At 54.8% G+C, this 23,600-nt stretch carries 26 protein-coding genes; 16 read left to right on the forward strand and 10 right to left on the reverse strand.

All coding sequences use genetic code 11. The annotated features are described in order from the left end of the window. Positions 1–13: 13 nt before the first annotated feature. Positions 14–520, forward strand: coding sequence for an O-acetyl-ADP-ribose deacetylase (locus JQR90_RS06420; protein WP_010797611.1), 507 nt, complete (start codon positions 14–16; stop codon positions 518–520). Between the two features lie 54 nt (positions 521–574). On the opposite strand, the gene JQR90_RS06425 is transcribed toward JQR90_RS06420, so the two are convergent. The 3 genes from JQR90_RS06425 to JQR90_RS06435 all read right to left on the reverse strand — a co-directional run bounded on the left by JQR90_RS06425 (position 575) and on the right by JQR90_RS06435 (position 2,422). Beyond that, positions 575–1,348 (reverse strand): OmpA family protein, encoded by a 774-nt coding sequence (locus JQR90_RS06425; protein WP_010797612.1) that lies wholly within the window; start codon positions 1,346–1,348, stop codon positions 575–577. 46 nt (positions 1,349–1,394) lie between these two features. Then, complete coding sequence (locus tag JQR90_RS06430) at positions 1,395–1,838, reverse strand: DUF4398 domain-containing protein (RefSeq protein WP_073450340.1); 444 nt, start codon at positions 1,836–1,838, stop codon at positions 1,395–1,397. Positions 1,839–2,083: 245 nt separating this feature from the next. Beyond that, complete coding sequence (locus tag JQR90_RS06435; RefSeq protein WP_010797614.1) at positions 2,084–2,422, reverse strand: hypothetical protein; 339 nt, start codon at positions 2,420–2,422, stop codon at positions 2,084–2,086. Positions 2,423–2,545: 123 nt separating this feature from the next. On the opposite strand from JQR90_RS06435, the gene ppc reads away from it, so the two are divergent. The 8 genes from ppc to JQR90_RS06475 all read left to right on the forward strand — a co-directional run bounded on the left by ppc (position 2,546) and on the right by JQR90_RS06475 (position 10,197). After that, the gene (gene ppc / locus JQR90_RS06440) at positions 2,546–5,185 is read left to right on the forward strand and encodes a phosphoenolpyruvate carboxylase (protein WP_010797615.1); all 2,640 of its coding nucleotides are present in this window, start codon (positions 2,546–2,548) and stop codon (positions 5,183–5,185) included. 275 nt (positions 5,186–5,460) lie between these two features. Beyond that, positions 5,461–6,108, forward strand: coding sequence for an adenylate kinase (gene adk / locus JQR90_RS06445; RefSeq protein WP_010797616.1), 648 nt, complete (start codon positions 5,461–5,463; stop codon positions 6,106–6,108). A gap of 161 nt (positions 6,109–6,269) precedes the next feature. After that, positions 6,270–6,458, forward strand: coding sequence for a CsbD family protein (locus JQR90_RS06450; protein ID WP_010797617.1), 189 nt, complete (start codon positions 6,270–6,272; stop codon positions 6,456–6,458). Positions 6,459–6,553: 95 nt separating this feature from the next. Then, on the forward strand, positions 6,554–7,231 hold the full coding sequence (tsaB, locus tag JQR90_RS06455; protein WP_037030106.1) for a tRNA (adenosine(37)-N6)-threonylcarbamoyltransferase complex dimerization subunit type 1 TsaB: 678 nt from the start codon (positions 6,554–6,556) through the stop codon (positions 7,229–7,231). 160 nt (positions 7,232–7,391) lie between these two features. Beyond that, positions 7,392–7,748 (forward strand): hypothetical protein, encoded by a 357-nt coding sequence (locus tag JQR90_RS06460; RefSeq protein ID WP_010797619.1) that lies wholly within the window; start codon positions 7,392–7,394, stop codon positions 7,746–7,748. Positions 7,749–7,754: 6 nt separating this feature from the next. Further along, complete coding sequence (locus JQR90_RS06465; protein ID WP_073450336.1) at positions 7,755–8,612, forward strand: DUF72 domain-containing protein; 858 nt, start codon at positions 7,755–7,757, stop codon at positions 8,610–8,612. 46 nt (positions 8,613–8,658) lie between these two features. Then, positions 8,659–9,351, forward strand: coding sequence for an extensin-like domain-containing protein (locus JQR90_RS06470; RefSeq protein WP_010797621.1), 693 nt, complete (start codon positions 8,659–8,661; stop codon positions 9,349–9,351). Between the two features lie 60 nt (positions 9,352–9,411). Further along, positions 9,412–10,197 (forward strand): class I SAM-dependent methyltransferase, encoded by a 786-nt coding sequence (locus JQR90_RS06475; protein WP_434140653.1) that lies wholly within the window; start codon positions 9,412–9,414, stop codon positions 10,195–10,197. Between the two features lie 3 nt (positions 10,198–10,200). On the opposite strand, the gene JQR90_RS06480 is transcribed toward JQR90_RS06475, so the two are convergent. The 4 genes from JQR90_RS06480 to JQR90_RS06495 form a co-directional block, all read right to left on the reverse strand. Then, positions 10,201–11,205, reverse strand: coding sequence for an AbrB family transcriptional regulator (locus JQR90_RS06480; RefSeq protein WP_051370189.1), 1,005 nt, complete (start codon positions 11,203–11,205; stop codon positions 10,201–10,203). Positions 11,206–11,272: 67 nt separating this feature from the next. Further along, positions 11,273–12,790: a tripartite tricarboxylate transporter permease gene (locus JQR90_RS06485; RefSeq protein WP_010797624.1), complete on the reverse strand. Its 1,518-nt coding sequence runs from the start codon at positions 12,788–12,790 to the stop codon at positions 11,273–11,275. A gap of 1 nt (position 12,791) precedes the next feature. Then, positions 12,792–13,250: a tripartite tricarboxylate transporter TctB family protein gene (locus JQR90_RS06490; protein WP_150347766.1), complete on the reverse strand. Its 459-nt coding sequence runs from the start codon at positions 13,248–13,250 to the stop codon at positions 12,792–12,794. A 45-nt stretch (positions 13,251–13,295) separates the two neighbouring features. Then, positions 13,296–14,279, reverse strand: coding sequence for a Bug family tripartite tricarboxylate transporter substrate binding protein (locus JQR90_RS06495; protein WP_173869112.1), 984 nt, complete (start codon positions 14,277–14,279; stop codon positions 13,296–13,298). 348 nt (positions 14,280–14,627) lie between these two features. Here JQR90_RS06495 and JQR90_RS06500 point away from each other — a divergent pair, with 348 nt between their 5' ends. After that, entirely contained in the window at positions 14,628–15,299 is a 672-nt protein-coding gene (locus JQR90_RS06500) for a response regulator (RefSeq protein ID WP_239382866.1), read from the forward strand. A gap of 55 nt (positions 15,300–15,354) precedes the next feature. Further along, positions 15,355–16,770: a sensor histidine kinase gene (locus tag JQR90_RS06505; RefSeq protein WP_409438649.1), complete on the forward strand. Its 1,416-nt coding sequence runs from the start codon at positions 15,355–15,357 to the stop codon at positions 16,768–16,770. On the opposite strand, the gene JQR90_RS06510 is transcribed toward JQR90_RS06505, so the two are convergent. Together JQR90_RS06510 and JQR90_RS06515 are read right to left on the reverse strand one after the other, a co-directional pair. Further along, a complete protein-coding gene (locus tag JQR90_RS06510; RefSeq protein WP_010797629.1) occupies positions 16,764–17,600 on the reverse strand; it encodes an HDOD domain-containing protein in 837 nt (278 codons plus the stop codon). The two genes, JQR90_RS06505 and JQR90_RS06510, sit on opposite strands and share 7 nt — an antisense overlap. 33 nt (positions 17,601–17,633) lie before the next feature. Further along, the gene (locus tag JQR90_RS06515) at positions 17,634–18,572 is read right to left on the reverse strand and encodes a YgfZ/GcvT domain-containing protein (protein ID WP_219652783.1); all 939 of its coding nucleotides are present in this window, start codon (positions 18,570–18,572) and stop codon (positions 17,634–17,636) included. A gap of 147 nt (positions 18,573–18,719) precedes the next feature. On the opposite strand from JQR90_RS06515, the gene JQR90_RS06520 reads away from it, so the two are divergent. Together JQR90_RS06520 and JQR90_RS06525 are read left to right on the forward strand one after the other, a co-directional pair. Then, positions 18,720–18,974 (forward strand): succinate dehydrogenase assembly factor 2, encoded by a 255-nt coding sequence (locus JQR90_RS06520; protein ID WP_010797631.1) that lies wholly within the window; start codon positions 18,720–18,722, stop codon positions 18,972–18,974. Further along, positions 18,958–19,410, forward strand: coding sequence for a protein YgfX (locus tag JQR90_RS06525; protein WP_073450332.1), 453 nt, complete (start codon positions 18,958–18,960; stop codon positions 19,408–19,410). Before JQR90_RS06520 ends, JQR90_RS06525 begins: the two co-directional genes overlap by 17 nt. Here the strand turns inward: JQR90_RS06525 and nadB are convergent. Further along, a complete protein-coding gene (gene nadB / locus JQR90_RS06530) occupies positions 19,373–20,989 on the reverse strand; it encodes an L-aspartate oxidase (RefSeq protein WP_434140654.1) in 1,617 nt (538 codons plus the stop codon). The genes JQR90_RS06525 and nadB overlap by 38 nt on opposite strands. Before the next feature lie 335 nt (positions 20,990–21,324). Here nadB and rpoE point away from each other — a divergent pair, with 335 nt between their 5' ends. Genes rpoE through JQR90_RS06545 form a run of 3 tightly spaced genes read left to right on the forward strand, consistent with a single transcriptional unit; the run spans position 21,325 to position 23,491 of the window. Beyond that, positions 21,325–21,906 carry an RNA polymerase sigma factor RpoE gene (gene rpoE, locus JQR90_RS06535; RefSeq protein ID WP_010797633.1) on the forward strand — a complete coding sequence of 194 codons (582 nt, stop codon included), beginning with the start codon at positions 21,325–21,327 and terminating at the stop codon, positions 21,904–21,906. Positions 21,907–21,937: 31 nt separating this feature from the next. After that, positions 21,938–22,540: a sigma-E factor negative regulatory protein gene (locus JQR90_RS06540; protein ID WP_074827575.1), complete on the forward strand. Its 603-nt coding sequence runs from the start codon at positions 21,938–21,940 to the stop codon at positions 22,538–22,540. Positions 22,541–22,558: 18 nt separating this feature from the next. Continuing rightward, positions 22,559–23,491, forward strand: a complete 933-nt coding sequence (locus JQR90_RS06545; protein WP_434140655.1) for a MucB/RseB C-terminal domain-containing protein — start codon at positions 22,559–22,561, stop codon at positions 23,489–23,491. Positions 23,492–23,600: the final 109 nt, after the last annotated feature.

Below are 23,600 nucleotides of genomic sequence, written 5' to 3' on the forward strand. Positions count from 1 at the left end.
CATAGAGGTTTGAATGAAAATTCGGGTATGGCAAGGGGATATTACCGCGTTGGATGTTGATGTCATCGTCAATGCGGCGAATGAGTGTCTGCTAGGCGGGAGTGGCGTTGATGGCGCGATTCACCGGGCAGCGGGTCCTGAGCTCTTGGAGTATTGCCGACGACTGGGCAGATGCCCGGTTGGAGAGGCCAGGCTTACGCCTGGTTTCAATCTTCAGGCCCGCTTCATCATTCATACCGTCGGGCCGGTTTGGAGCGGAGGCAATTCAGGTGAACCCGAGCAGTTAGCGCGGTGTTATCGAACCACGTTGGCGCTGGCTGAAAGTATCGATGCCCGTACCCTGGCCTTTCCTGCGATCAGCTGTGGTGTCTATGGATATCCTGCGGAGCAAGCGGCACGCGTTGCGGTATCCGTTCTCCAAGAGCCCAGACCGGAAGGCAGCTCGGTTCGTGAAGTCATCCTCGTAGCGTTCTCCACTGAAATGGCAGAGGTATTAACTAACGCTACGCTCATTGATTGATCACCCGCCCATAAAAAAGCCCGACATTAGCCGGGCTTTTAGGACGGTCACCTATTACATGCGTGGTGCAACCGGATTCGCGTCGTTGGAAATAGTAACCTCTACGCGACGATTCATGGCGCGATCAGCTGCGGTAGAGTTGCTAGCTACCGGGAATGCCTTGCCATAGCCTCGGGTTACGATGCGATTAGGCGATATGCCCATGCTGACCAGCGCGGTCTTGATAGCATTCGCACGGCGCTCGGACAGCTGCTGGTTGTACGAGTCGGAACCTGTGCTATCAGTGTAGCCTTCAACAATGACCTGGCGTTCTGGGTTCTGCTGCAGGAAGCTGGCTAGCTGCTGAACGTTGGTCATGCCTGCGGGCTTGAGTGTGGCCTGGTTCAGATCGAATAGTACGTTGCCGAAGGTTACGACAGTACCACGATCCGTCTGCTTGGCGTTAAGCTGGCTTTGCAGCTGCTTGAGCTGCGCAGTACGGGCATCCAGACGAGCCTGGGTACGCTGTGCGTCAACGCCTTGCAGCTGCTGCTCGGTCATGCGCAGCTTGACAGTTTGCATGGCCAGTTGAATGCGCTGGTTGGCCAGGTACGCTAGTTGGTCGACCTTCTCCTGCTTGTCGCCTTCACGGTAAGCACGGCTGGCCTTGTCTACCCAGTCACCAGCATCCTTGGTTTCCAGCGCAGCCAGCTGAGAGGACTGAGGCTGGGATTGTAGTGCTGCATAGTCAGCCTGGGCCTTCTCAAGGTTCGGGTTTGGTGGAGTCGAACAGGCAGCCAGGGCGATGCTCAGGGCAGATACGGCAGGGATAAGAAACTGTTTACGCATAACATTTATCCTTTAGGCATAAGACGGGAATAGGGGATGGGTCAGCTTATTGCTGGCGTTGGTTCTGCTTTTGCTGCAGCTCGCCGTTGATCATCCCTTCCTCGCGGATCTGCTGAATGCTCTTCTGAGCGTCCTGGAGGGCTGCATCAGCCTTGGCAGCCTGAGTCTTGCGAGTTGCCAGACGTGCGTCCCACTCGGCCTGCTCGGCCAATTGCTTGGCTTTTTCGTAGTTCTTTTCGTTCAGTGCTGTTTGAGCCTGTGTCCACTTGTCCTGGGCAGACTTGGTTTCCAGCGGAGCGTACTGATTGCCGCCACCACTTACCGCTTCATTGACTGCGGATTGAGTAACGGCCATCTGCTCACTAGGCGGATCACCTGCGCAGCCGGTCAGGATCAGTGCACTGCCTAGCGCCAGTGCAGCGAATTTCAGACTACAGGCCTTTTGTATCGATTTCTTGGCAGTCAATGTATTCATAGGGCTCAGCTCCATTAATAGTCCAAACAGCTAAATTGTTCCCTGGCTGACAGGGTGGCCGAGGCCTTTTATTACCTTCGCTATTTATCGGATCGAAGGTTATTGACAAAAAGCCTCTCATTTACTGGCTAACGTATGGACCGCTTCAAGTCACGAAATGTTCATCCCTTGTCTAAAAATCCATAGCACGCTAAGCGGTAAAACGGCATTTCAATCCAGCTAATGGCTTGTTCTGGCTAGGGTTATTGTGCGTCTGCCGATCATGTGGACGAATCGTTTTTGTTGAGCTCAGCCAAGTGCTTCTTCGACAGTTCCAGAAAGCGTGGCGTGGGGCCAACATCTTCATAAAGTGGATCACCCAGCTCGTCCGTTGCTACGACTCGCTGTCCCTTGACATAGGGAAAACTGGCTTCAAGTTCCTCTAGCGCCGCGCCTACCAGCTCAGCTAAGAGTTCTTCTACGCTACGCTTTGGATACATTTCGTGGAGGGCATGCAACCGGGCCGCGGATTCAAGGTCCAGAACCAAGTTGTAGTGTGCGTGGGCCATACGGCCTGTAGCGTTCTGCTCCCATTCCTGTACGAGCTCGCTGATCTTCATGAGAATCTCCTTCGCCTGACCGTTTCGTTGCAGTTCTACAAAAGCTAGACAGCAGAGTGTCGTACGAGGTCCCTGGCGCAGGTGTGCTAGAACAACAAAGAGAACAACGAAAGAGGGATAAACATGGTCGTCGAGATTGATGTTCGTCTGCGGGAAGATGTTCACCGACTGGGAGAGCTGTTAGGACAGACCATTAGCGATCAGTATGGTCCTGCCTTTCTGGAAAAGATCGAGCGTATCCGAAAGGGCGCGAAAGCTTCGCGTGGCGGGTCGCTCCGTGGCGAAAGACAGCTGTCCGAGACGCTCAATTCGCTGGATGAGTCCGAGCTGCTACCAGTTGCCAGAGCCTTCAATCATTTCCTGAACCTGGCCAATATCGCCGAGGAGTATCACCGTATCCGTCGGCGTAGCGCTGGCGAGCCGGCACCGCTGGAAGACCGGGTGCTCCAGGAAGTTCTGTCCCGGCTCAAACAGGCGGGGCACACTGGGCCAAAGCTTGCCGAGCAGCTGTCTCAGCTGAGTGTCGAGTTGGTTCTCACGGCGCATCCAACGGAGGTTGCTCGCAGAACGCTGATTCAGAAGTACGAGGAGATTACCGAACAGCTGGCCGCCCAGGATCACGATGATTTGACAGCTGCCGAGCGGCACGAGGTGCAGCAGCGACTGCGCCGCCTCATTGCGGAAGCCTGGCATACCGAAGAGATTCGCCGACAGCGGCCCACGCCTGTCGATGAGGCCAAATGGGGATTCGCCGTTATTGAAAACTCCCTTTGGCATGCAGTACCCAGACTGCTGCGGCAAGTAGACGAAACCTTACAGGAGGCTACTGGAGAACGTCTGCCGTTGCTGGCAACGCCTGTTCGATTCGCTTCCTGGATGGGCGGCGATCGTGATGGGAATCCGAATGTAACGGCTACGATAACGCGCGAAGTGCTGCTGTTGGCACGCTGGATGGCGGCCGACTTGTACATGCGTGATGTAGACCGCCTTGCATCGGAGCTTTCCATGCAGCGTGCCTCGGCTGAACTCATGGCAGAGGTAGGTGATACACCTGAGCCGTACCGCGCCCTGCTCAAGCAACTACGCGAGCGACTCAAGGCCACGCGCGACTGGGCTGCCCGAGCCGTTCATGAGCCTCATATCCCCAGCACAGGGGTGCTTGAGCACAATGAAGAGCTCCTGGGACCTCTCAAGCTCTGCTATGAGTCGCTCCATGCTTGCGGAATGGGCGTTATCGCTGACGGGCCGTTGTTGGATGCGTTGCGTCGCGCTACTACCTTCGGGCTTTTCCTGGTGCGGCTGGATATCCGTCAGGATTCGACCCGCCATGCGTCAGCCATGAACGAAATTACAGAATATCTGGGGCTTGGCAGCTATGCCGAATGGGATGAAGCGCGTCGGCTGACGTTTCTGGAGACCGAGCTCTCCAATCGCAGACCCTTGCTGGCACCGGATTACACGCCCTCGGCAGACACTGCCGAAGTGCTTGCAACCTGCCGTGTAATTGCCGAGTCACCTGCAGCAGCGCTGGGGTCCTATGTGATATCGATGGCGGGCTCAGCGTCAGATATCCTGGCCGTGCAACTCTTGCTCAAGGAAGCAGGCGTACGTCGACCCATGCGGGTGGTACCTTTATTCGAGACACTGGATGATCTTGATCATGCAGGCGAGGTCATTGAAAGCCTGCTGGCGCTGCCGGGCTATCGCGAACGGCTTCAGGGGCCCCAAGAGGTCATGATCGGCTATTCCGACTCGGCCAAGGATGCAGGAACCCTGGCTGCGGCCTGGGCGCAGTATCGTGCCCAGGAAGCCTTGGTAGACATCTGCAGCCGGCAGGGTATCGAACTCATCCTGTTCCATGGGCGCGGAGGCACGGTGGGACGCGGTGGCGGTCCTGCCCATGAGGCGATCCTTTCGCAGCCGCCAGGTTCGGTCTGCGGCCGTTTCCGGGTAACGGAGCAGGGTGAGATGATACGCTTCAAGTTTGGTCAGCCCGATATCGCGCGGCAGAATCTCAACCTTTACCTGGCTGCTGTCTTGGAGGCTACATTACAGCCGCCTCCAGTCCCTGAGCCGGAGTGGCGGGCTGACATGGATCGTCTGGCTGCAGACAGCCTGAAGGCTTATCGTGGCGTGGTGCGGGAGCATCCTCAGTTTGTTGACTACTTCCGCAGGGCTACGCCTGAGCAGGAACTGGGCCGTCTGCCCTTGGGCAGCCGCCCGGCGAAGCGTCGTGAGGGCGGGGTGGAAAGCCTGCGTGCCATCCCCTGGATTTTTGCCTGGACACAGACCCGCCTGATGTTGCCTGCCTGGTTGGGCTGGGAAACAGCGTTGGCTAGGGCCTTGGAGCGGGGTGATGAGCAGCGGTTACAGCAGATGCGTGAGCGCTGGCCGTTCTTTCGTACTCGCATCGATATGCTGGAAATGGTTTTAGCCAAGGCTGACGGAGACATTGCCCGGCTCTATGACGAGCAGTTGGTGCCGGAGCAGTGGCGTGCGCTAGGGCAAGAGCTCCGCGACCTGTTGTCACAGGCGGAGCGCTCTGTACTGCGTCTGACCGGCCAGGCCGAGCTGCTGGCTCACAACCCTCAAACGCGGGCGTTCATTGCCGTACGTAATATCTACCTTGATCCGCTACACCTGCTTCAAATCGAGCTGCTGGAACGTTCTCGACAGGCTGGAGAGGGCACGGCAAGCCCCCTGGATCAGGCCCTGCTGGTCAGCGTTGCAGGCATTGCGGCAGGCCTTCGCAATACGGGTTGAGGGCCGGTTCTGTTGTTTGAAAACGTCCTGTCTGCTCCTCATGAGCGAGCAGCAGGACGGTCAGCCAGGCAATCCTTCCATTTCATCTGGAAAGCACGAATAAATCCCTGCGACTTTTAGTGGCTTGTGCCCCCTCGTGATGCTGTGTATTTTGAATCCCCTTGACCGTCAAACGGCCAAATAAAACATCGAGACAGCCTGAGGATCGCAATGGCTCTGTTGAGCGGGCCACTTCAAGGCAAGTCCTGGATACCATCATTTAAGGAGCGACGTGCATGCGCGTGATACTGCTAGGGGCGCCCGGTGCCGGTAAAGGTACTCAGGCTCGGTTCATTACCGAGAAGTTTGGCATTCCGCAAATTTCCACTGGGGACATGCTGCGTGCTGCCGTCAAAGCCGGGACTCCGCTAGGTCAGCAGGTCAAAGGCGTCATGGACAGTGGTGGCCTGGTTTCCGACGAAATCATTATTGCCCTGATTTCCGAGCGTATTCTGGAAGCCGATTGCTCCAACGGCTTCCTCTTTGATGGTTTCCCTCGCACCATTCCACAGGCCGAGGCGCTGAAGAATGCTGGCGTCACCATCGATCACGTGCTTGAAATTGCCGTGGATGATGAAGAGATCGTCAAGCGTATGTCGGGTCGTCGCGTACATCCGGCTTCAGGTCGTGTGTACCACACGCTCTACAATCCGCCGAAAGTCGAAGGTAAAGATGACGAAACCGGAGAAGATCTGGTTCAGCGTGAAGATGACAAAGAAGAAACCGTACGTAAGCGTCTCGATCTGTACCATTCCCAGACCAAGCCGCTGGTAGACTTCTACCAGAAGCTAGCAGACGCTGAAGGCACGCCGAAGTGCAGCCGGGTTGAAGGTGTCGGGTCCGTCGAATCGATTACGGCCAAGGTACTCGAAGCGCTCAAGTAAAGGCGTTTCCATCTGTTGCCAAACGGTCCTTTCAGGGCCGTTTTTAGTATCTGAAGGGAAAATGCAAAAAGCCAAAAAGCAGCCTCTCAAACAGGAATAGTTGAACTCCTCTGCCTTGCGCTTAGTCCTAATAAGGCACACAACGAAATTAGGAGAACGCTATGAGCAGCACAACAGATAAGATCAAAGGCACTGCGAACGAAGTAGCGGGTAAAGCCAAGCAAGGTGTAGGTGAGGCCACCGATAATCAGAGCCTCAAGAATGAAGGCGATACCCAAGAGATCAAGGGTAAAGGCCAGAAAGTGGTTGGCGATGTCAAAGATGGCGTCAAGAAAGCCGGCAACCTGTAAGTATTAGAGATTCGATCAACGGCCATCTTCGGATGGCCGTTGTCGTTTCTGGAACTTATACTGGCAGACTTTGCTGTTTTGTCTGGATACCACCGATGCCTACGCTGTTGGCCATTGATACTGCTACCGAAGCTTGTTCTGTTGCGCTCCTCCATGAAGGAAGCGTCATGTGCCGCTATGAAGTGATTCCCCGTATGCATGCACAGAAAGTGCTGCCCATGGTTCAAGAACTCATGGCTGAATCAGAACTTGCGCTAACGGCCATAGACGCCATCGCATTCGGTCGCGGTCCTGGCGCATTTACCGGCGTGCGTATTGCGATTGGTGTTGTTCAAGGCCTGGCTTTCGGTCTGGACCGGCCAGTGCTGCCGGTATCCAATCTGGCTGCACTGGCGCAGCGGGCTTATCGTGAGCGAGGCGTTAATCAGGTAGCCGCCGCTATCGATGCACGTATGGATGAAGTCTACTGGGGTTGTTATCGCTTGGAGCAGGAGGTGATGCAACTGGTTGGAGTTGAAGCGGTGCTTCCTCCCGAGCAGGTGCAGCTTCCAGCAGGCAGTGCAGGAGAATGGTTTGGGGCTGGTACAGGATGGGGGTATGTTGGCCGCATAGCCGCTTCTGTTGCCGAAACGGATGGTAATCTTCTGCCCCATGCCAAGGATATCCTGACCCTGGCGACGTATGCATGGAGTCAGGGAGGCGGCGTACCAGCAGAAGAAGCGCAGCCTGTCTATTTGCGTGATCAAGTTGCCACGCCTAAGCAGCCACGCTGATCCGGCCTCGACAGCAACAGGCGACAGGCGGTAAAACCCTGTGTGTATTACTGAGGTCAACAGATGAACTGCTGATTTCATCGACCGTATGGTATTTGAGATAGTTTGCTAAGCGCAGGCGATCTCATACAGTGGCGATACTGGCAAAAGGGCATTAATCATGCGTATCGATAGCTACACTTCCTCTTACTCATTAGATCGTCCTGGTCGTAATCGGGCGGACAGCTCGTATCATGAGATACAGAATGAGGAAGAAGTCCGTCGTGAGCAGCCCGCTACGGGTAATGTTTCCTCGCAGGGGTTGGGTACTGCGCCACTGATTCGCAGAGTCGAGTCAACCCAGCCAGATGATGAAGTGACCAGTGATGCTCAGCTGCTGACAGCGCGGGAATATGTTCTCTATGAACAGCCGATCAGCGCCCGTAGCGCACGGGCCATTGCCAGTTACGATAGCATTGCCATGCTGCCACGAGATACCGGGGCCGCTCAGGTAGTAGGCCTGGACTTTTATGTCTGAAGCTTGATGCTGCCTTATTATATTGGTTGCCCATCATGGAGTGATCCTCACTGGCGAGGTTCACTCTATCCAGCATCTACACGATCCTCGGAATTTCTTCCGCGCTATGCTCAGGTGTTTAATGCGGTAGAGGGAAACACCACGTTCTATGCCGAGCCCTCTGGCGAGACGGTATCGAGATGGGCTGAGTTGATGCCGGATCACTTTCGCTTCTGCGCCAAGTTTCCTCGCGAGATCAGCCATGACGGTGATCTAAGAGCCTGCTTATCCCATGCGCATTCCTTCATGCAGCTGCTGGTCCCGTTAGGGAGGCGTGTCAGCCCATACTGGCTTCAGTTTTCTTCAAACTTTGGTCCGAATCGACTGGCCGAGCTGGCTGATTTTCTGGATGCACTGCCTTCCTCAGGGCGAATAGCAGTAGAGGTGCGACATGACGATTTTTTCAGCAAGGGTATGGCTGAGCGTGAGCTCAACAATTTGCTGATGGCCAGAAATGTCGAGCGTATCGGACTGGATTCCCGTGCCTTGTTCAGTAGCGAACCGGTCTCCGATGTCATTCGTGACGCGCAAGCCAAAAAGCCTCGCGTGCCTGTCCGTGTTCCTGCTTTTACCCAATCACCACAGATCCGCTTCATTGGTCGGTTGGAACTTGAGGCCAATGATATCTATCTAGAACCTTGGGTGAATAAATTTGCAGAGTGGATCAAGGAAGGGCGTACCCCTTACATATTTCTGCATACACCTGACAACCGTCATGCTCCTGAACTTGCCATGCGTTTTCATGCGCAACTGCAGGAGCGCTTGCCGGAACTACCGCCATTGCCAGTCATGGCTGAGCCTGTCGAGCAGCTAGGCTTGCTGTAAGCCAGATCATATACGCCAGTCATGACCGCTCACTGTCAGGACAGGTATGCGTTACGTCTTTGCTCTAATGTGCTTGATCATTCTGGTGGCCGGGATCGGTCTGGCCTATGACTGGATCCGTGTTCCGCCTCAATGGAATCCATTTAAGCCGCTTGATGTGCGACAGCCACCCAATTTTCTGACCCGATACAAGCTGATGAGGCTGCAACACGATCCTGAGCTATGCGCACAGGCGTTGCAGACGTCACCGCTGCGCTACGCCCAGATGCCTGCTAATGCCGGGACCAAGCAGTGCCCGCTGGAGAATGTCGTTAGGGTGCAACGCTCCAATGTAGCCTTCAGCGGCAGTTTCCTTGCGACATGTCCTTTAGCAACAGCCTACGCCTTGTTTGAACTGCACACGTTACAACCAGCAGCAGAGGCCGTTTTCGGGCAGCGTGTCGTCAGTGTCGAGCATTTTGGAAGTTTCGCCTGCCGCAATATCTATCATCGTGCCAATGCCCGTCGTAGTGAGCATGCTACCGCCAATGCGTTGGACTTGGCTGGCTTTCGCCTGGAGAACGGACAGCGCATTACCGTAGCGCGTGATTGGAAAGGGGACGATAGCAAGGCACGGTTCTTACATTTGCTTCGAGAAGGAGCCTGTAAATCCTTTAACACGACGCTGTCTCCAAATTACAACGCGGCGCACCATGACCACTTTCATCTCGACATGGGGGGCTTCCATGTGTGCCGTTAAGCGTGCCTATCCGGCAGCGCTCTGGCAAAATGCGGGCTTTGTTTCTTGATTGACCTTGTCATGATTACTGATCCAAGTGCTGTCGCCGTTTCCATCCAACCGCTTGATGCCGCATGGCAGGGACAGGCAGATGCCTTGGGCTTGCAGCTAGGCCTGCCTGTCACTCAAGCGCCTGAGACGGATTTTGTGCTTCAGTTGGGGGGGGCGGGTCTTCAACTGATTCAGCGTGGCCCAGATGCGCCAGGACCGGTGCGGGTTGATCTTTTGGAAGGTGCAGCAGCGCATCGGCGACGGTTTGGAGGCGGCAGTGGGCAGATGATTGCCAAGGCTGTCGGTGTTGGCACAGGCATACGTCCGAGTGTACTCGACGCCACGGCCGGCCTTGGCCGTGATGCCTTCGTTCTGGCAACGCTGGGCTGCGCGGTCACATTAATCGAGCGCCAGCCCTTGATTGCTGCTCTGCTTGAGGACGGTCTAAGGCGTGCAACAGGCGACGAGGAAGTCGGCGCTATCGTGGCGCGCATGACCCTTCTCAAGGGAAATGCCATTGAGCTGATGCGGAAGATGGATGAGGCTCCTCAGGTGATCTACCTCGATCCCATGTTTCCCCATCGTGATAAGTCGGCGCTGGTAAAAAAGGAAATGCGCATTTTTCGTCCCTTGGTAGGTGATGATCCTGACGCACCAGCCTTGCTTGAGGCTGCCCTCGGGTTGGCCAGTCATCGCGTGGTGGTGAAGCGTCCACGCAAGGCGCCTCCTATCGAGGGGGCGAAGCCCAGTTATAGTCTGGATGGCAAATCCAGTCGCTACGATATTTATCCCAAAAAGGCGTTGGGCAAGGGCTAATCGCTAGTCAGTCGCTCGGCGCATCCAGAGCCGGTAGACCGGTTGTGCCAGGAAAAGAACCAGCAGCAGCCGAAGCACCTGCATGGCGGTGACCAGCGGTACCAGCAAATGCAATGCTTCGGCGGTCAGGCTCATCTCGGCGATACCTCCAGGTACCATCCCCAGCAAAAGCGAGCGGGCATCGAGTCCGGTCAACCAGCCCAGTCCCATTGCAATAGGGGTGGCAATGAGGATGGCCAAGCAGGTAGCCAACACCGTGCGTGCCATGAAGGCGGGCGCCTGGCGAAAGAAGGGGCGATCGAAATAGCATCCTAGTGAGCTGCCAATGAGCCACTGGCCGATGTCCCCCGCTCCTGCAGGTAAGCCGATATTCAAATTGAATGTCACGCTGGCTGTAATGCTGGTCAGGAGGGCGCCCAATTGCCAGGCGTTTGGCAGTCGCAGCTTTTGAAAGATGAATGCCAGACCGGCACCGGTCACCATGATGGGCAATAACCAAGAAAAACTGACTTCAATAGTGTGCGCAACAAGAGCATGCTCGCCGGCAAATAAATACTTGTAAGCTGCCGGAACGCTTAACAGCACAAACACCATTCTCAGGCTCTGAGCAGCGGCCACTCGAGCCAGTACGGCGTCGTTGCGTTTGGCCAGATTGACCATTTCATTGGCGCCCCCAGGCATGCTGGCAAAAAAAGCAGTTGCACGGTCCTCGCCGCTGCGTCGTAATAAGACGATGCCTATCACACTGGCGGTGACGGTCAGCACCGTGCCAAGCACAATGATCAGCGCGTGCGCTGCAATCTGCTCAACAATGGTTTGGTTGAAATGCAGGCCAATGCCTGTGGCGATCACCCATTGGCCTCCTTTGCGCGCGTGAGGCATTTCCTGAGTCCGCCAGCCACAGCAGCGGATAGCGATAACTCCAAGCAGTGAGCCGATCATCCAGGGAAGGGGCCAGTGCGCGAGACTGGCCAAGTATCCTCCGGCTGCTCCGGCCAGGGGAGTCATCCACCAGGGCCGGAGCGAGACGATCAACGTGTGATAGAAACGCTTCACTGTTTGGTTTTTGCCTTTATCACGCGTTGGCCAAGTTGGCTTTACGGCGAAGAGAGCGACGACGCCAGATGCGAACTATCGGCAGGATCAACATGACGATGACCAGCAGCCATACGATTTGGCTGATGCCACTGGACCATAGAATGTCCATGCTGCCATTGGAGATCGAAAGCGCCCGGCGCAGGTTCTGCTCCATGAGGCCGCCCAGAATGAAGCCCAGCAGCAGCGGCGACAGTGGGAAGTCCAGCTTGCGCAGGATGTATCCAATGATTCCAATAATCACCATGAGGATCAGGTCAAACGTTGTCGCGTGCACGGCATAAACGCCAATTGACGTGATGATGGCAATGATAGGGACCAATGCCCAGTTCGGTACTGCCAGGATCTTGGTGAAGACCTTGATCATGGGTACGTTCAGGATGAGCAGCATCACGTTGGCAATGAACAGCGAAGCGATCAGACCCCAGACCAGCGTAGGTTCGTTCTGAAACAGAAGCGGGCCAGGAGTGATGTTGTACAGCGTAAGGGCACCAATCATGACTGCTGTCGTTCCCGACCCTGGAACACCCAGCGTCAGCATAGGGATCATGGCGCCACAGCAGGACGCACCGATTGCGGTTTCCGGCGCAGCAAGGCCGCGAAGGTCTCCTTTGCCAAACTCACCCTTTTCACCAGCCATGCGCTTTTCAGTCATGTAGGCCAAGGCGCTGGCCAGTGTCGCACCCGCACCGGGCAATACACCCATGACAAAACCGCCAACAGCGCAGCGAAGGTTGGTCAGGAATACCGACTTGGCTTCCTTGAAGTTGAACAGCATGCGACCTGTTGCCTTGACAGCTTCCTGGCCATGGTGGGTTTTCTCAAGCAGCAATAACACCTCGCTTACTGAAAACAAGCCCAGGACCAGCACAACAAACTGGATGCCGTCTGCCAGATGGATGCTGTCAAAGGTGAAGCGATAAACACCACTGTTGGCATCAATGCCGATGGCTGCCAGGAAAAGCCCTAGCAACGAGGCGACCAGCGTTTTGACGGGTTTGTCACCCGCCATGCCTGCCAGACAGACAATGGCAAAGACCATCAGCACGAAGTATTCAGCTGGGCCAAAGGCAATTGCCCATTTAGCCAGCAGCGGGGCAAACAGTACCATGCCGCATGTCGCCACGAAGGCGCCAATGAAGGAGCTCCAGGCCGACAAGGACAGGGCTACGCCGGCCAATCCTTTACGGGCCAGTGGATAGCCGTCCAGGGTGGTCATGAGCGTTGATGCTTCACCCGGGATGTTCAGTAGAATCGACGAAATACGTCCGCCGTATTCACAGCCAAGGTAAACCGCTGCCAAAAGAATCAAAGCGGATTCAGGCGGCAGACCTAGCGCAAACGCTACCGGGATCAACAGGGCCACCCCATTGATAGGGCCTAAGCCTGGGAGCAGACCAACCACGGTTCCGATCAGCGTACCGATTAGGGCGATAATAAGGTTGGTAGGCGTTAAGGCAACACCAAAGCCTTGGGCAAGAAAATTCAGGGTTTCCATCTTAGATCTCCAGGCCGTCTAGGATGCCCAAGGGCAGTGGAACGTCCAGAATGCGATCGAACAGGATGTATAGGCAGATGGACATGACAATGCTGGTCACGAGGCTGGGCAACCAGCGCCCGCCATAGAGTCGAGCAAACAGAAAGCCTGCAACGATGCTGCTGGGAACAAAGCCGAATGGCTCGAACAGCAGGGCGTAAGCCAGTAGCAGCAGAACGCAGCTGGCTACCTTGCGCGCAGTCGGTGCATCCATGGGTTGTTCGTCATGGGCGTGATCAATTGGCGTAGGCTTGATCAGAAGGTAAGCCAGCCCTGCTGACATCAGTCCCAGCATCAACATGGGATAGGCGCGGGGGCCGACCGGCTCGTAAGAGAACGGTGCCTGATAATCCAGGGCAAGGTACATCATGACCAGGCCGGCAATTAGCCAGACGCCCAGAAAGAGACGTTGAAAAAGCATGGCATTTCCCTCGGACGCTCCGCCTGCGCGGAGCGTCAGGTAGCGTTATTGGATCAGGCCAAACTCTTTGGCCATGCCCCGGTACTTGGCAACTTCCTTCTGTACGTAGGCATCCAGCTCACTGCCAGTCATGGCAAATGGGAAAAGCTCACGCTGGTCGCGTAGTTTGGCAAAGTCATCCGAAGCCAGCAGTTTGTCGAAGGAGGCTTTCCACCAGTTGTAGTCTTCATCACTGACTTTCGGGCCGAGGTAATAGCCGCGCACTACAGGCCATACGATGTCGTACCCCTGCTCGCGAGCGGTGGGGATGTTGGCCATGGCAGGCTCATCCAAACGGTTTTCGGAAAAAACCGCCAGGATTCTCATATCACCGCTCTCGATGTGAGGCATGGAGTCAGAAATATCCGTACTGCCTACTTGAATATGCCCACCCAGCAGAGCCGTTGCGATCTCGCCACCGCCTTCCAGTGAGACATAGCGGAGGTCACGCGGATTGATACCCGCGGCCTTGGCAACGAGGGCGGTCTGCATCCAGTCCTGGCTACCGACGGTTCCGCCAGAGCCAATGACCACTTTGCCTGGATCCTTTTTAAGCGCTTCGACCAGATCGCCAAGGGTCTTGTAGGGGGAATCATTCTTTACGGCAATGGCACCGTAACTGGTTCCTACCGCTGCCAGCCATTTAACGGCCTTTTCATCGAAGCGGCCAAACTTGCCCTGCGCCAGGTTGAGCAGGGAGCCGCTTGAAAACGCAACGATTGTTCCGCCTTCCTTGGGGCGTTGTGCCACAACGGTATTGTAAGCCACTGCGCCTACACCTCCTGGCATGTAGGTAACCCGCATAGGTTTTTCTAGCAGCTTGGCGTTTACCAGCGCGCTCTGGGCAAGTTTGCAGGTCAGGTCGAAACCACCGCCTGGAGAGGCTGGTGCAATACATTCAGGGCGTTTGGGTTCAGCTTGCAGCTGTGTAGAGAGCATTGCTGCAACAGCAGCGATTGCCAGGGGGCGTAGGGATAGGGCCATGGTTATCTCCTTTTGTTTTTATAGTGCGGAACGGCAACGGAGCAGCGTGATTCCATTGCTGAAGCAATCTTGCGTCAGTTGAAAACTGATACGTAAACAGGTAGCGAGCCTGGCGGCTGGCGAAGTGCGTAAGTAGGGTAGGGCGGAAGAGTTTCCGACGAGGCGAGTACGCGACGAGTCTGCATGATGGGATTCCGTATTGTTGTTTTTGTAGGGCCTTTGGTGCGTATAAGGCTTATTAACCTGATCGTAGTGGCACAAGCTTTCACGAAGCTTTCAATCTGAAAGGATCTAGACCATTTATCAGTCGCTCTGGGTACACTGAGACGATCTAACACGATTTCGGAGAATCGAGTGCGTATCTTGCTCGTCGAAGATCATCTGTCACTGGCTGAAAGTGTGGCACAGGCGCTGAAGGGAGAAGGTTGGACTGTCGACGTCATCAATGACGGTGTCGCTGCTGACCTGGCACTGGCAAGTGAGGAATACGCATTGGTCATTCTGGATGTTGGGTTGCCGCGAATGGATGGCTTCGAAATCCTGGCCCGTCTTCGTGAGCGGGGTAACCGTTTGCCGGTATTGATGCTGACGGCGCGCGGGGAAGTGAAGGATCGGGTTCAGGGGCTTAACCTAGGGGCTGACGATTACCTGGCTAAACCCTTCGAACTTACCGAGCTCGAAGCTCGAGTCAAGGCGCTGCTTCGACGCAGTGTGTTGGGCGGCGAGCGCCAACAGCGTTGCGGCCCGCTCGTCTATGACCTCAACACCCGACGCTTCACGCTTGATAATGAACCCTTGACCCTGACCTCGCGTGAGCAGGCAGTGCTTGGCATTCTGATTGCCCGCCCCGGTCGGGTGATGAGTAAGGAGCAACTGGCTTCCCAGGTCTTTGGTCTAGATGAAGAAGCCAGCCCTGAAGCCATCGAAATCTACATACATCGTTTGCGCAAGAAGCTTGAGGCCAGTGCTGTTCGTATCGTGACCTTTAGAGGGCTGGGCTACTTGCTGGAGTTTTCAGGTGCTTGAGCGCAGGGAAGGCGTGCGGGTAAGCCCGGAGATCTCTGAAGCCAATAGCAGCGTTATCATCGAGGGCAGTCTGCGGGGTCGATTGCTTGGTCGTCTGGCTGTCTTGCTGGCCTTGTTATTGATCGTGAGCAGCCTTAGTGCCTATATCAATGGTCGGCAGGTTGCCGACACCGCCTATGACAGGACGCTTTTGGCATCAGCCCGAACCATCGCAGCCGGGCTGTCCGCAGAGGACGGTACCCTGAGGGCCGATGTGCCCTATGTCGCGCTGGATACCTTTGCTTATGACAGTGCCGGCCGAATCTATTATCAGGTGCTCGACATTGAAGGGCATCTGACCTCCGGGTACGAAAATCTTCCGCCACCGCCTCCGGATACGCCGCTGACTCAGGACTATCCTGCCTTGGCGCGTTTCTATGACGGACAGTACCGGGGGCAAGGTGTACGAGTTGTCAGTTTGATGCAGCCGGTCAGTGAAACCAACATGAACGGCATGGCTGAAATACGGGTAGCGGAGACAGAGCAGGCTCGTGAAAACATGGCGCGTAGCCTGCTGGTTGATACCTTGTTGCGGCTCTGCCTTCTTTCCGTGGGAGCTTTGCTGCTGGTTTGGTGGGTTGTAAGCGTAGCGCTTCAGCCGCTTGAGCGATTAAGGGCTGCGGTTGAGGAGCGTCAGGCGGACGATTTGCGTCCACTGCCTAGGGTGGTGATTCAGCGGGAGCTGTTTCCCTTGGTAAGCGCATTGAACCAGTTTACGGTCAGGCTGAGAGGGCTCTTCGAGCGTCAGGCTCAGTTCATTGCCGACGCCGCCCATGAATTACGTACACCACTGGCCGCGCTAAAGGCTCGTCTTGAGCTGGGTGTTCGTGAGCAGAGCCCGCAGCAATGGCATGCAACCCTGCTTGATGCCCAGCGCAATACAGACCGTTTGGCTCATCTCGCCAATCAGCTCCTGTCCCTGGCAAGGATCGAAAGCGGGGCACAGGCCATTGCCGAAGGTGGAGCAGAGCGCATCGAATTGGGGGCCTTGGCCAGAGATCTTGGTCTTGCGCTTGCGCCCTTGGCCTATAAGCGAGGTGTCTCGCTGGAGCTGGAAGCGGAAGCTGAGGTATGGGTAAAGGGCGAGCCGACCTTACTCAATGAGTTGTTATCCAACCTTATTGATAACGCACTGGCTCACACGCCTGAAAATGGTACGGTCATAATCCGGGTGCTCACACCCTGTATTCTTGAGGTCGAGGATGATGGCCCGGGTATTCCTGCCGATGCGCGCGCGCACGTTTTCGAGCGATTCCACCGGCTGGATCCTCAGCGGGGCGGTGCCGGGTTGGGATTGGCTATCGTGGGAGAGATCTGCCGCGCTCATCAGGCTGCTATAACCTTGCATGATGGCGCGGCGGGAGGGCTGCGTGTAAGGGTTGTATTCCCTGACGAGCGCGTGATCCCCAATATCGATTGGACGGCCTATTGAAGGAAGTGCTTGGACTGTTCCAGTGCTTCCCCTAGATCCTCATCGGCCTTGATGTCAGTAGAAGGATCCAGCCCCAGCTTTCTGAAGGAAGCAATAGGCGTCCAGTCCATTTTAGTCAAGGGGTGCTCCGTGCCGCTAAGGCTCTGCAGGTAAGCAACCTGAACAATGTCGGCGTAATCCACCTTAGGCGTATTGCGCTCGAAGTCCAGATAATCCTGAGGCACGTTGACAATGGACTCCTGGAAATCCCAGGCTTTCAGAATCCGCTTTCCTATCTTGGGATGGATTTCCTCGATTACACGATCCAGTGTCAGCGAGTTGGCCAGCAGTGAACTGTGTTCTTCGGCATACGTCAGGATGGGTAGCACACCGATCTGATGCACCAGGCCCGCCAGTGCAGCCTGATCGGGAGAAAGGCGAGTGAAGTGCTTGCACAGAACATAGCTGATGCCCGCGATTTCCGTACTTTTAGCCCATACCTCACGCATCTTATGATCAACCGCGTCGGTAGTAGCTTGGAACATCTGCTCCATTGCAAGTCCGATTGCAAGATTGCAGGTGTAGTTGATACCTAGCCGATTGATAGCGGTGTGAAGATCCGTGATCTCGTTGCTAATTCTGAGCAGCGGACTGTTTACTACCTTAATGATTCGCGCCGTCAATGCCGTATCGTTGCCGATGAGCTTGCCCATGTCAGCGCTTGTGACATCCGGGTCCTCGGCGGCCTCGCGAACACGCAGGGCCACTTCAGGTAACGTTGGCAGAACCAGCTGATCGTTTTCAATGGCCTCGTTGAGCTCTTGAGCTACCTGTTCGGCAAGCATGATCATTCTTTATCCCTCGAAAAGCATTCGTCTGATACGTCAGCGTTGAATTTCGCGATCCGTATCGATTACATAAGGCAGATCCAAGAGCTCGCACACGGGGCCCTCGTTAGATGCGAGATGAATGCGGCCATCCTCTTTCGCATCGATTTGTAAAACAGCCAGAAACTCTGTTCTACCGTCATCCCGCGCAGCCAATACCACTTCTCCCACGCTGCTATTATGCACCGGAGAAAACAGCTCGGTGCCAGGCGCTGGTGTATCAGCGTCTACCTTTAGGCGATAGAGTCGGCGCTTCAGTCGCCCAAGGTATTGCATGCGTGCGACGATTTCCTGACCGGTATAGCAGCCTTTCTTGAAGCTGACGCCATCCACGGCCTGCAGGTTGATCATTTGAGGAATGAACAGCTCGCGGGTGGGGCCGAACACCTGTCCGATTCCCTCGCGTATCTGGCCCAGCAGCCAGTGCTCTAAGGCGACCTCAGGCGCTATGCTGCTTAATTGCTGATGGAAGGACTCAGCAAGCGCGCTAGGAGTCCAGATTTCGATACGCTGTCCACTCAGACGTATCGCCAACATGCCGTCAAAATGAGCAACACCATTAACCTGTTCGGGAAGAGTCAATGACGGCAGTGCTTTCTGCGCTGTCTCAACACTGGCGCCGAATCGCACCCATTCAGCACTTTCGTCTGCCAGCGTCGACTTGGAAAACACTGCGTATTTCTTTAGGTCCGTCAACTGCGGCTCTACTAATTCCTTCGCCATCGCCAGCAGGTATCCTTCCTGGATTTGCACGATGCGAAAGCTCGAAACCATTCTTCCCTTAGGCGTACAGCGAGCACCCAGGCTGGATGTTTCTGCATTGAGATAATTGATGTTGCAAGTCACTTGGCCTTGCAGGAATTTTCCCGCGTCCGCTCCGCGAATCGCCAGGATGCCTTCATGAGACAGTGCGCAAAAATATAAGGAGTCAGCCATAGAGCATCAACGGCAAGAGAATGAACGCTCATCATAGAACGCAGGCGTGTTCTTGTCAGTTGCGATAACAACAAGATGCCTTCCTGCAGGTAGAGCTGAGCAATCTGATGAACTCGCCTATAATGCGCCCAACTTTGAGGAGCTACCATGACAGACGAAACCGAACTCAAGCGACTTTTCTGGCACAGCCGTCGCGGCATGCTTGAACTGGACGTGTTGCTGGTACCTTTCGTTCAGGAAGTTTACCCTTCACTGAGCCAGCAGGATCAAGACCGCTACAAAAAACTCCTCGACTGTGAAGATCAGGACATGTTCGTCTGGTTTATGCAGCGGGGCGAGCCTGAAGATCCAGACCTAAAGTATATCGTTCGGATGATTCTGGATCGTGTCCAACCGGATTGAGCCGTTTGAATGCCACTGGCAGCACTCTCGACAATTATTTTGTGTCTATTGTGCGACCTTGCTGTTGGCCTTCGTCTCGTTATTTATGGCCAACATTCCGACATGGGCGGCCATCATGGGCGCTCTCATGTGTGTCGCCCATGCTGCCTGGGTAATTCCGGGCGCCATATTGTTGCATCGGCCAAATGAGCCGCGCCGCCTGAAACATGATGAGAGCGGATGGCAACTCTGGTCTCCAGGGCAGGGGTGGCACCCTGTTCAGCTATGCCGGGATAGCATGGCGCTGCCGCTTATTATCGTGTTGCGATATCGGCGTGTAGATGAAAAGTGGACCCGGGCAGTTTGTATCCCGTCTGATGCCATGACGCCGGATGCTCACCGGCGTTTGCGGGTCAGGCTCAGGTTTGCGCAGCGACGTTGGGCGGCACCAGAATAGTATCCTGTACCTGATTGCACGGCCTGGGATAATCCAGTGTGTAGTGCAGGCCACGGCTTTCCTTGCGCGCCATGGCGGAGCGGACAATCAACTCTGCTACTTGGGCAAGATTTCTAAGCTCAATCAGATCACGGCTTACTTTGTAATTGCTGTAGAAGTCATCTATTTCTTTCATTAAAAGCTGTATGCGGTTGTAGGCGCGTTGCAATCGCTTGTCGGTTCGGACGATACCTACATAGTTCCACATGAAGCGGCGCAGCTCCTCCCAGTTGTGCGTAATAATGACATCCTCATCCGAGTCGGTTACCTGGCTGGCATCCCAGTTGGGAAGGTGGGGAGGGTGCTCTGTCTTGTCGAGCTGACTCTCGATATGCCTGGCCGCCGATCGCGCATAAACGAAGCATTCGAGTAGTGAGTTGCTGGCCATTCGATTAGCACCATGCAATCCCGTAAAACTGGTTTCTCCGACGGCATAGAGCCCCGGCAGGTCAGTACTTCCGTTTTCATCTACGCACACCCCGCCGCAGGTATAGTGAGCAGCCGGTACGACAGGGATTGGCTCGTGGCGAATGTCGAAGCCCAAGCTCAGGCATCGCTCATAGACCGTAGGAAAGTGTGCAGTAATGAAGTCGGCCGGCTTATGGCTAATATCGAGATGGACATAAGGAATGCCAAGTCGCTTCATCTCATGGTCGATCGCCCGGGCTACGATATCGCGTGGCGCCAGTTCGGCTCTCTCGTCAAAGCGCGGCATGAACCGCTCACCGTTTGGCAGCTTCAGAAGAGCCCCTTCGCCTCGCAATGCTTCCGTAATCAAAAAGTTGCGGGCCTGCGGATGATAAAGGCAGGTAGGGTGGAATTGATTGAATTCCATATTGCCTATACGGCAGCCGGCTCGCCATGCCATGGCAATGCCGTCACCGCAGGCGCTTTCTTGGTTGCTGCTGTAGAGGTACACCTTGCTTGCTCCACCGGTCGCTAAGGCTGTGAAGCGTGCACCGTATGTATCAACTTCACCGGTGTTTCGGTCAAGTACGTATGCACCTAGGCAGCGGTTGTTTTTTAGTCCGATCTTGATGCCTGTAATCAGATCGACCGCAACCTGTTGTGAAAGCAGATGAATATTGGGCCGTTCCTTAGCGGCAGCCAGTAGAGTATCGAATATTGCAGCGCCAGTTGCGTCGGCAGCATGGATGATCCGCCTATGGCTGTGGCCACCTTCACGGGTAAGATGAAGAGGAAACCTTTTCTGTGCGTCTCCTTCGCTTCGAGTAAAAGGAACGCCTAAGTCGATTAGCCATTCCATGGCCTCACGGCTTCTTTCCACCGTGAAACGAACAGCCTGTTCGTTGCATAATCCAGCACCCGCTATCAATGTATCCTTGACGTGGGAGTCTATGGTGTCGTCCTCATCCAGCACAGCGGCTACACCACCCTGTGCCCAGTAGGTTGAACCATTGGAAAGGTTGCCTTTGCTGAGAACTGCGATCCGAAGGTGCGAGGGTAAGGTTAGTGCCAGGGTGAGGCCAGCAGCGCCGCTGCCGATGATCAGAACATCATGATCGATGTGTTGGCCCATATATCGTCTCTTTTTGTTGGTTTAGCTATACGATTAACTAGCGTAATGGCGATGTCATTCTATGGAGGAAGGAACTTTATAGGGCCCGGAGCCGTCCATGTGAGGATAATTTTCCACACGGACAGTAAAAAGTGGCCGAGAGAATGAATAGTGGAATGACTGCTAATAGCTATCAGCGGATGTCGGCGGAAGACCGGCTTACCGATCAGCGAATCGAAGACAAGGTTCGCCCGATATCTGCCGTGGGGAGAACTTTTACGCAGCACCCTGGTCTATCCAAACAACAGGATGAGAAGGGTGAAGCGGGTCTCCTTCGGAATCAACAAGGAGCTCCCATGCAAACCCAGGAACAGGATCAGCAGCTTGTCGAGCGCGTGCAGCGAGGCGACAAGCGTGCATTTGATCTCCTGGTGCTGAAATACCAGCACAAGATTTTAGGGTTGATCGTGCGCTTCGTGCACGACACCCAGGAAGCGCAAGACGTAGCGCAAGAAGCTTTCATCAAAGCCTATCGCGCGCTAGGGAATTTTCGTGGTGATAGTGCGTTCTATACCTGGCTATACCGCATTGCGATAAACACAGCAAAAAATCATCTGGTTGCTCGTGGTCGTCGTCCACCGGACAGCGACGTGAGCGCAGAAGATGCTGAGTTCTATGAAGGCGATCATGCCTTAAAGGATATTGAGTCGCCTGAGCGGTCGTTGTTGCGGGACGAAATTGAAAGTACCGTTCATCGCACTATTCAGCAATTGCCAGAAGATTTAAGAACCGCGCTAACTTTGCGTGAATTTGAAGGTCTTAGTTATGAGGACATTGCAAATGTGATGCAGTGTCCAGTGGGTACAGTACGCTCGCGCATATTCCGTGCGCGGGAAGCCATCGATAAAGCCCTGCAACCCTTGTTGCGGGAAGCATGAGACAGCGGCGACAGCTATGAGAGAGGTTGATATGAATCGTGAAGCTCTGCTGGAATCACTGTCCGCTGTTATGGATAACGAAGCGGACGAACTGGAAGTCAGACGTGTACTCGCGGCGACAAGCGAGGACGCTGAACTCCGTGCTACTTGGTCCCGTTATGCAATGGCTCGTGCAGTCATTCGCAACGAACCTATCATGCCAAAGCTTGATATCGCATCTGCAGTATCGGCTGCGCTGGCTAACGAAGAGGCGCCTGTGGTGACTACACCTGCTGCAGTGGCTAAGCCCAAGGTAAGCCGGTGGAGTGCGATCAGTCGAGTGGCAGTCGCGGCTTCTGTAACAGTGGCTGTGTTGGCAGGTGTGCGGCTGTATAACCAGGAAGGCGTCTCTGAGCAGATGGCCCAACAGGCTCCAGCACCTATCAGCGTACCGCAGGTACAGAGTCCTGCTGTATTGGCTAATTACAGCGAAGAAAGTGCTCAGAGCGCTGAGTCCAAGGCGGCTAATCCGTCTGCAGTGGCCAACCCACAGCTGCCTGGCTACATTCGTCAGCATGCACAGCAGGCTACTTTCAACAGTGTTGAAGGTTCCGCGCTTCCTTATGCACGTGGTGCTAACGCAGAAACTCGTTAATCCCTGATAAGGAAGAGCATGCGGTTTGCTCCAGTTATATATGGAATAGGCGGTTTGTTACTGATAACTCAATCAGTACAAGCCGCCGAGTCAACGGATTGGTTGAACAAGCTATCAACCAGTGACAAGGTTAATTCCCAAGGTTCTTTTATCTACGAGAGCAATGGGAATCTAACTTCACATCATATCGCCAGAAAAGTCGATTCCAATGGGGATGTTAAAGAGCGTCTCTACCGGCTTGATGGCACTCCTTATGAAGTAGTGCGTGATAATAATCGCATTGTCTGCAGTACTTCAGCAGATGATCACGTTGATGTGGCAAAAAGCCTTGCTCCCAAATTGAGGCCTGATCAAATCGATAAAGGCTATACCCTCAAGCATCTCGGAGAGTCGCGCGTTGCAGACAATCCCACGGATGTCATAGCGTTTATTCCCAAAGATTCCTATCGATACGCTTATGAAATGCAACTAAGCAAATCGACTGGACAGGTCCTCAAATCCACCACATTCGATCAAAAGGGTAATGCACTGGAAAGACTTCAGTTCATTACTTACTCGTCGCTTGCGCCAAGTACAGCTGAGCTTGATCCTAAAGGTGACTGTGCTCCTAGCGCAGAAGCGGAAGAGGCGAGCCATGCAGACCAAGCTACATGGGCGGCTTCCTGGCTTCCCTCCGGCTTCGAGCAGGTACGATCATTGAAGAGCTGGCAGGCAGGTGGGGACGGACGACCTGTACAGTACCTTCTATACAGCGATGGTCTGAGTAATTTTTCTGTATTTGTTGACTCTGATAGTCATACAGCGATGACCGATAGTCGAAACCAGTTTGGTCCTACCAGTGTCGTATCCAAGCGCATCAATCCATCTGACAAGGATGTGTTGATTACTGTTGTAGGCGAAATTCCTGCCGGTACGGCCGAGCGCATAGCGTTATCCGTACGGCCCGACTAAGTCTGTGCCGCTAATAAGTACATGTTTCCTGATACTCATAGGGAGTATCAGGAAACATTCAGCTTTTCTATGGTATTTCGTCAGGTGACTCTTTTAAGGCGGTTCGTCT

This window comes from Pseudomonas sp. JZ114 (assembly GCF_051027705.1).
GTDB lineage: Bacteria > Pseudomonadota > Gammaproteobacteria > Pseudomonadales > Pseudomonadaceae > Chryseomonas > Chryseomonas luteola.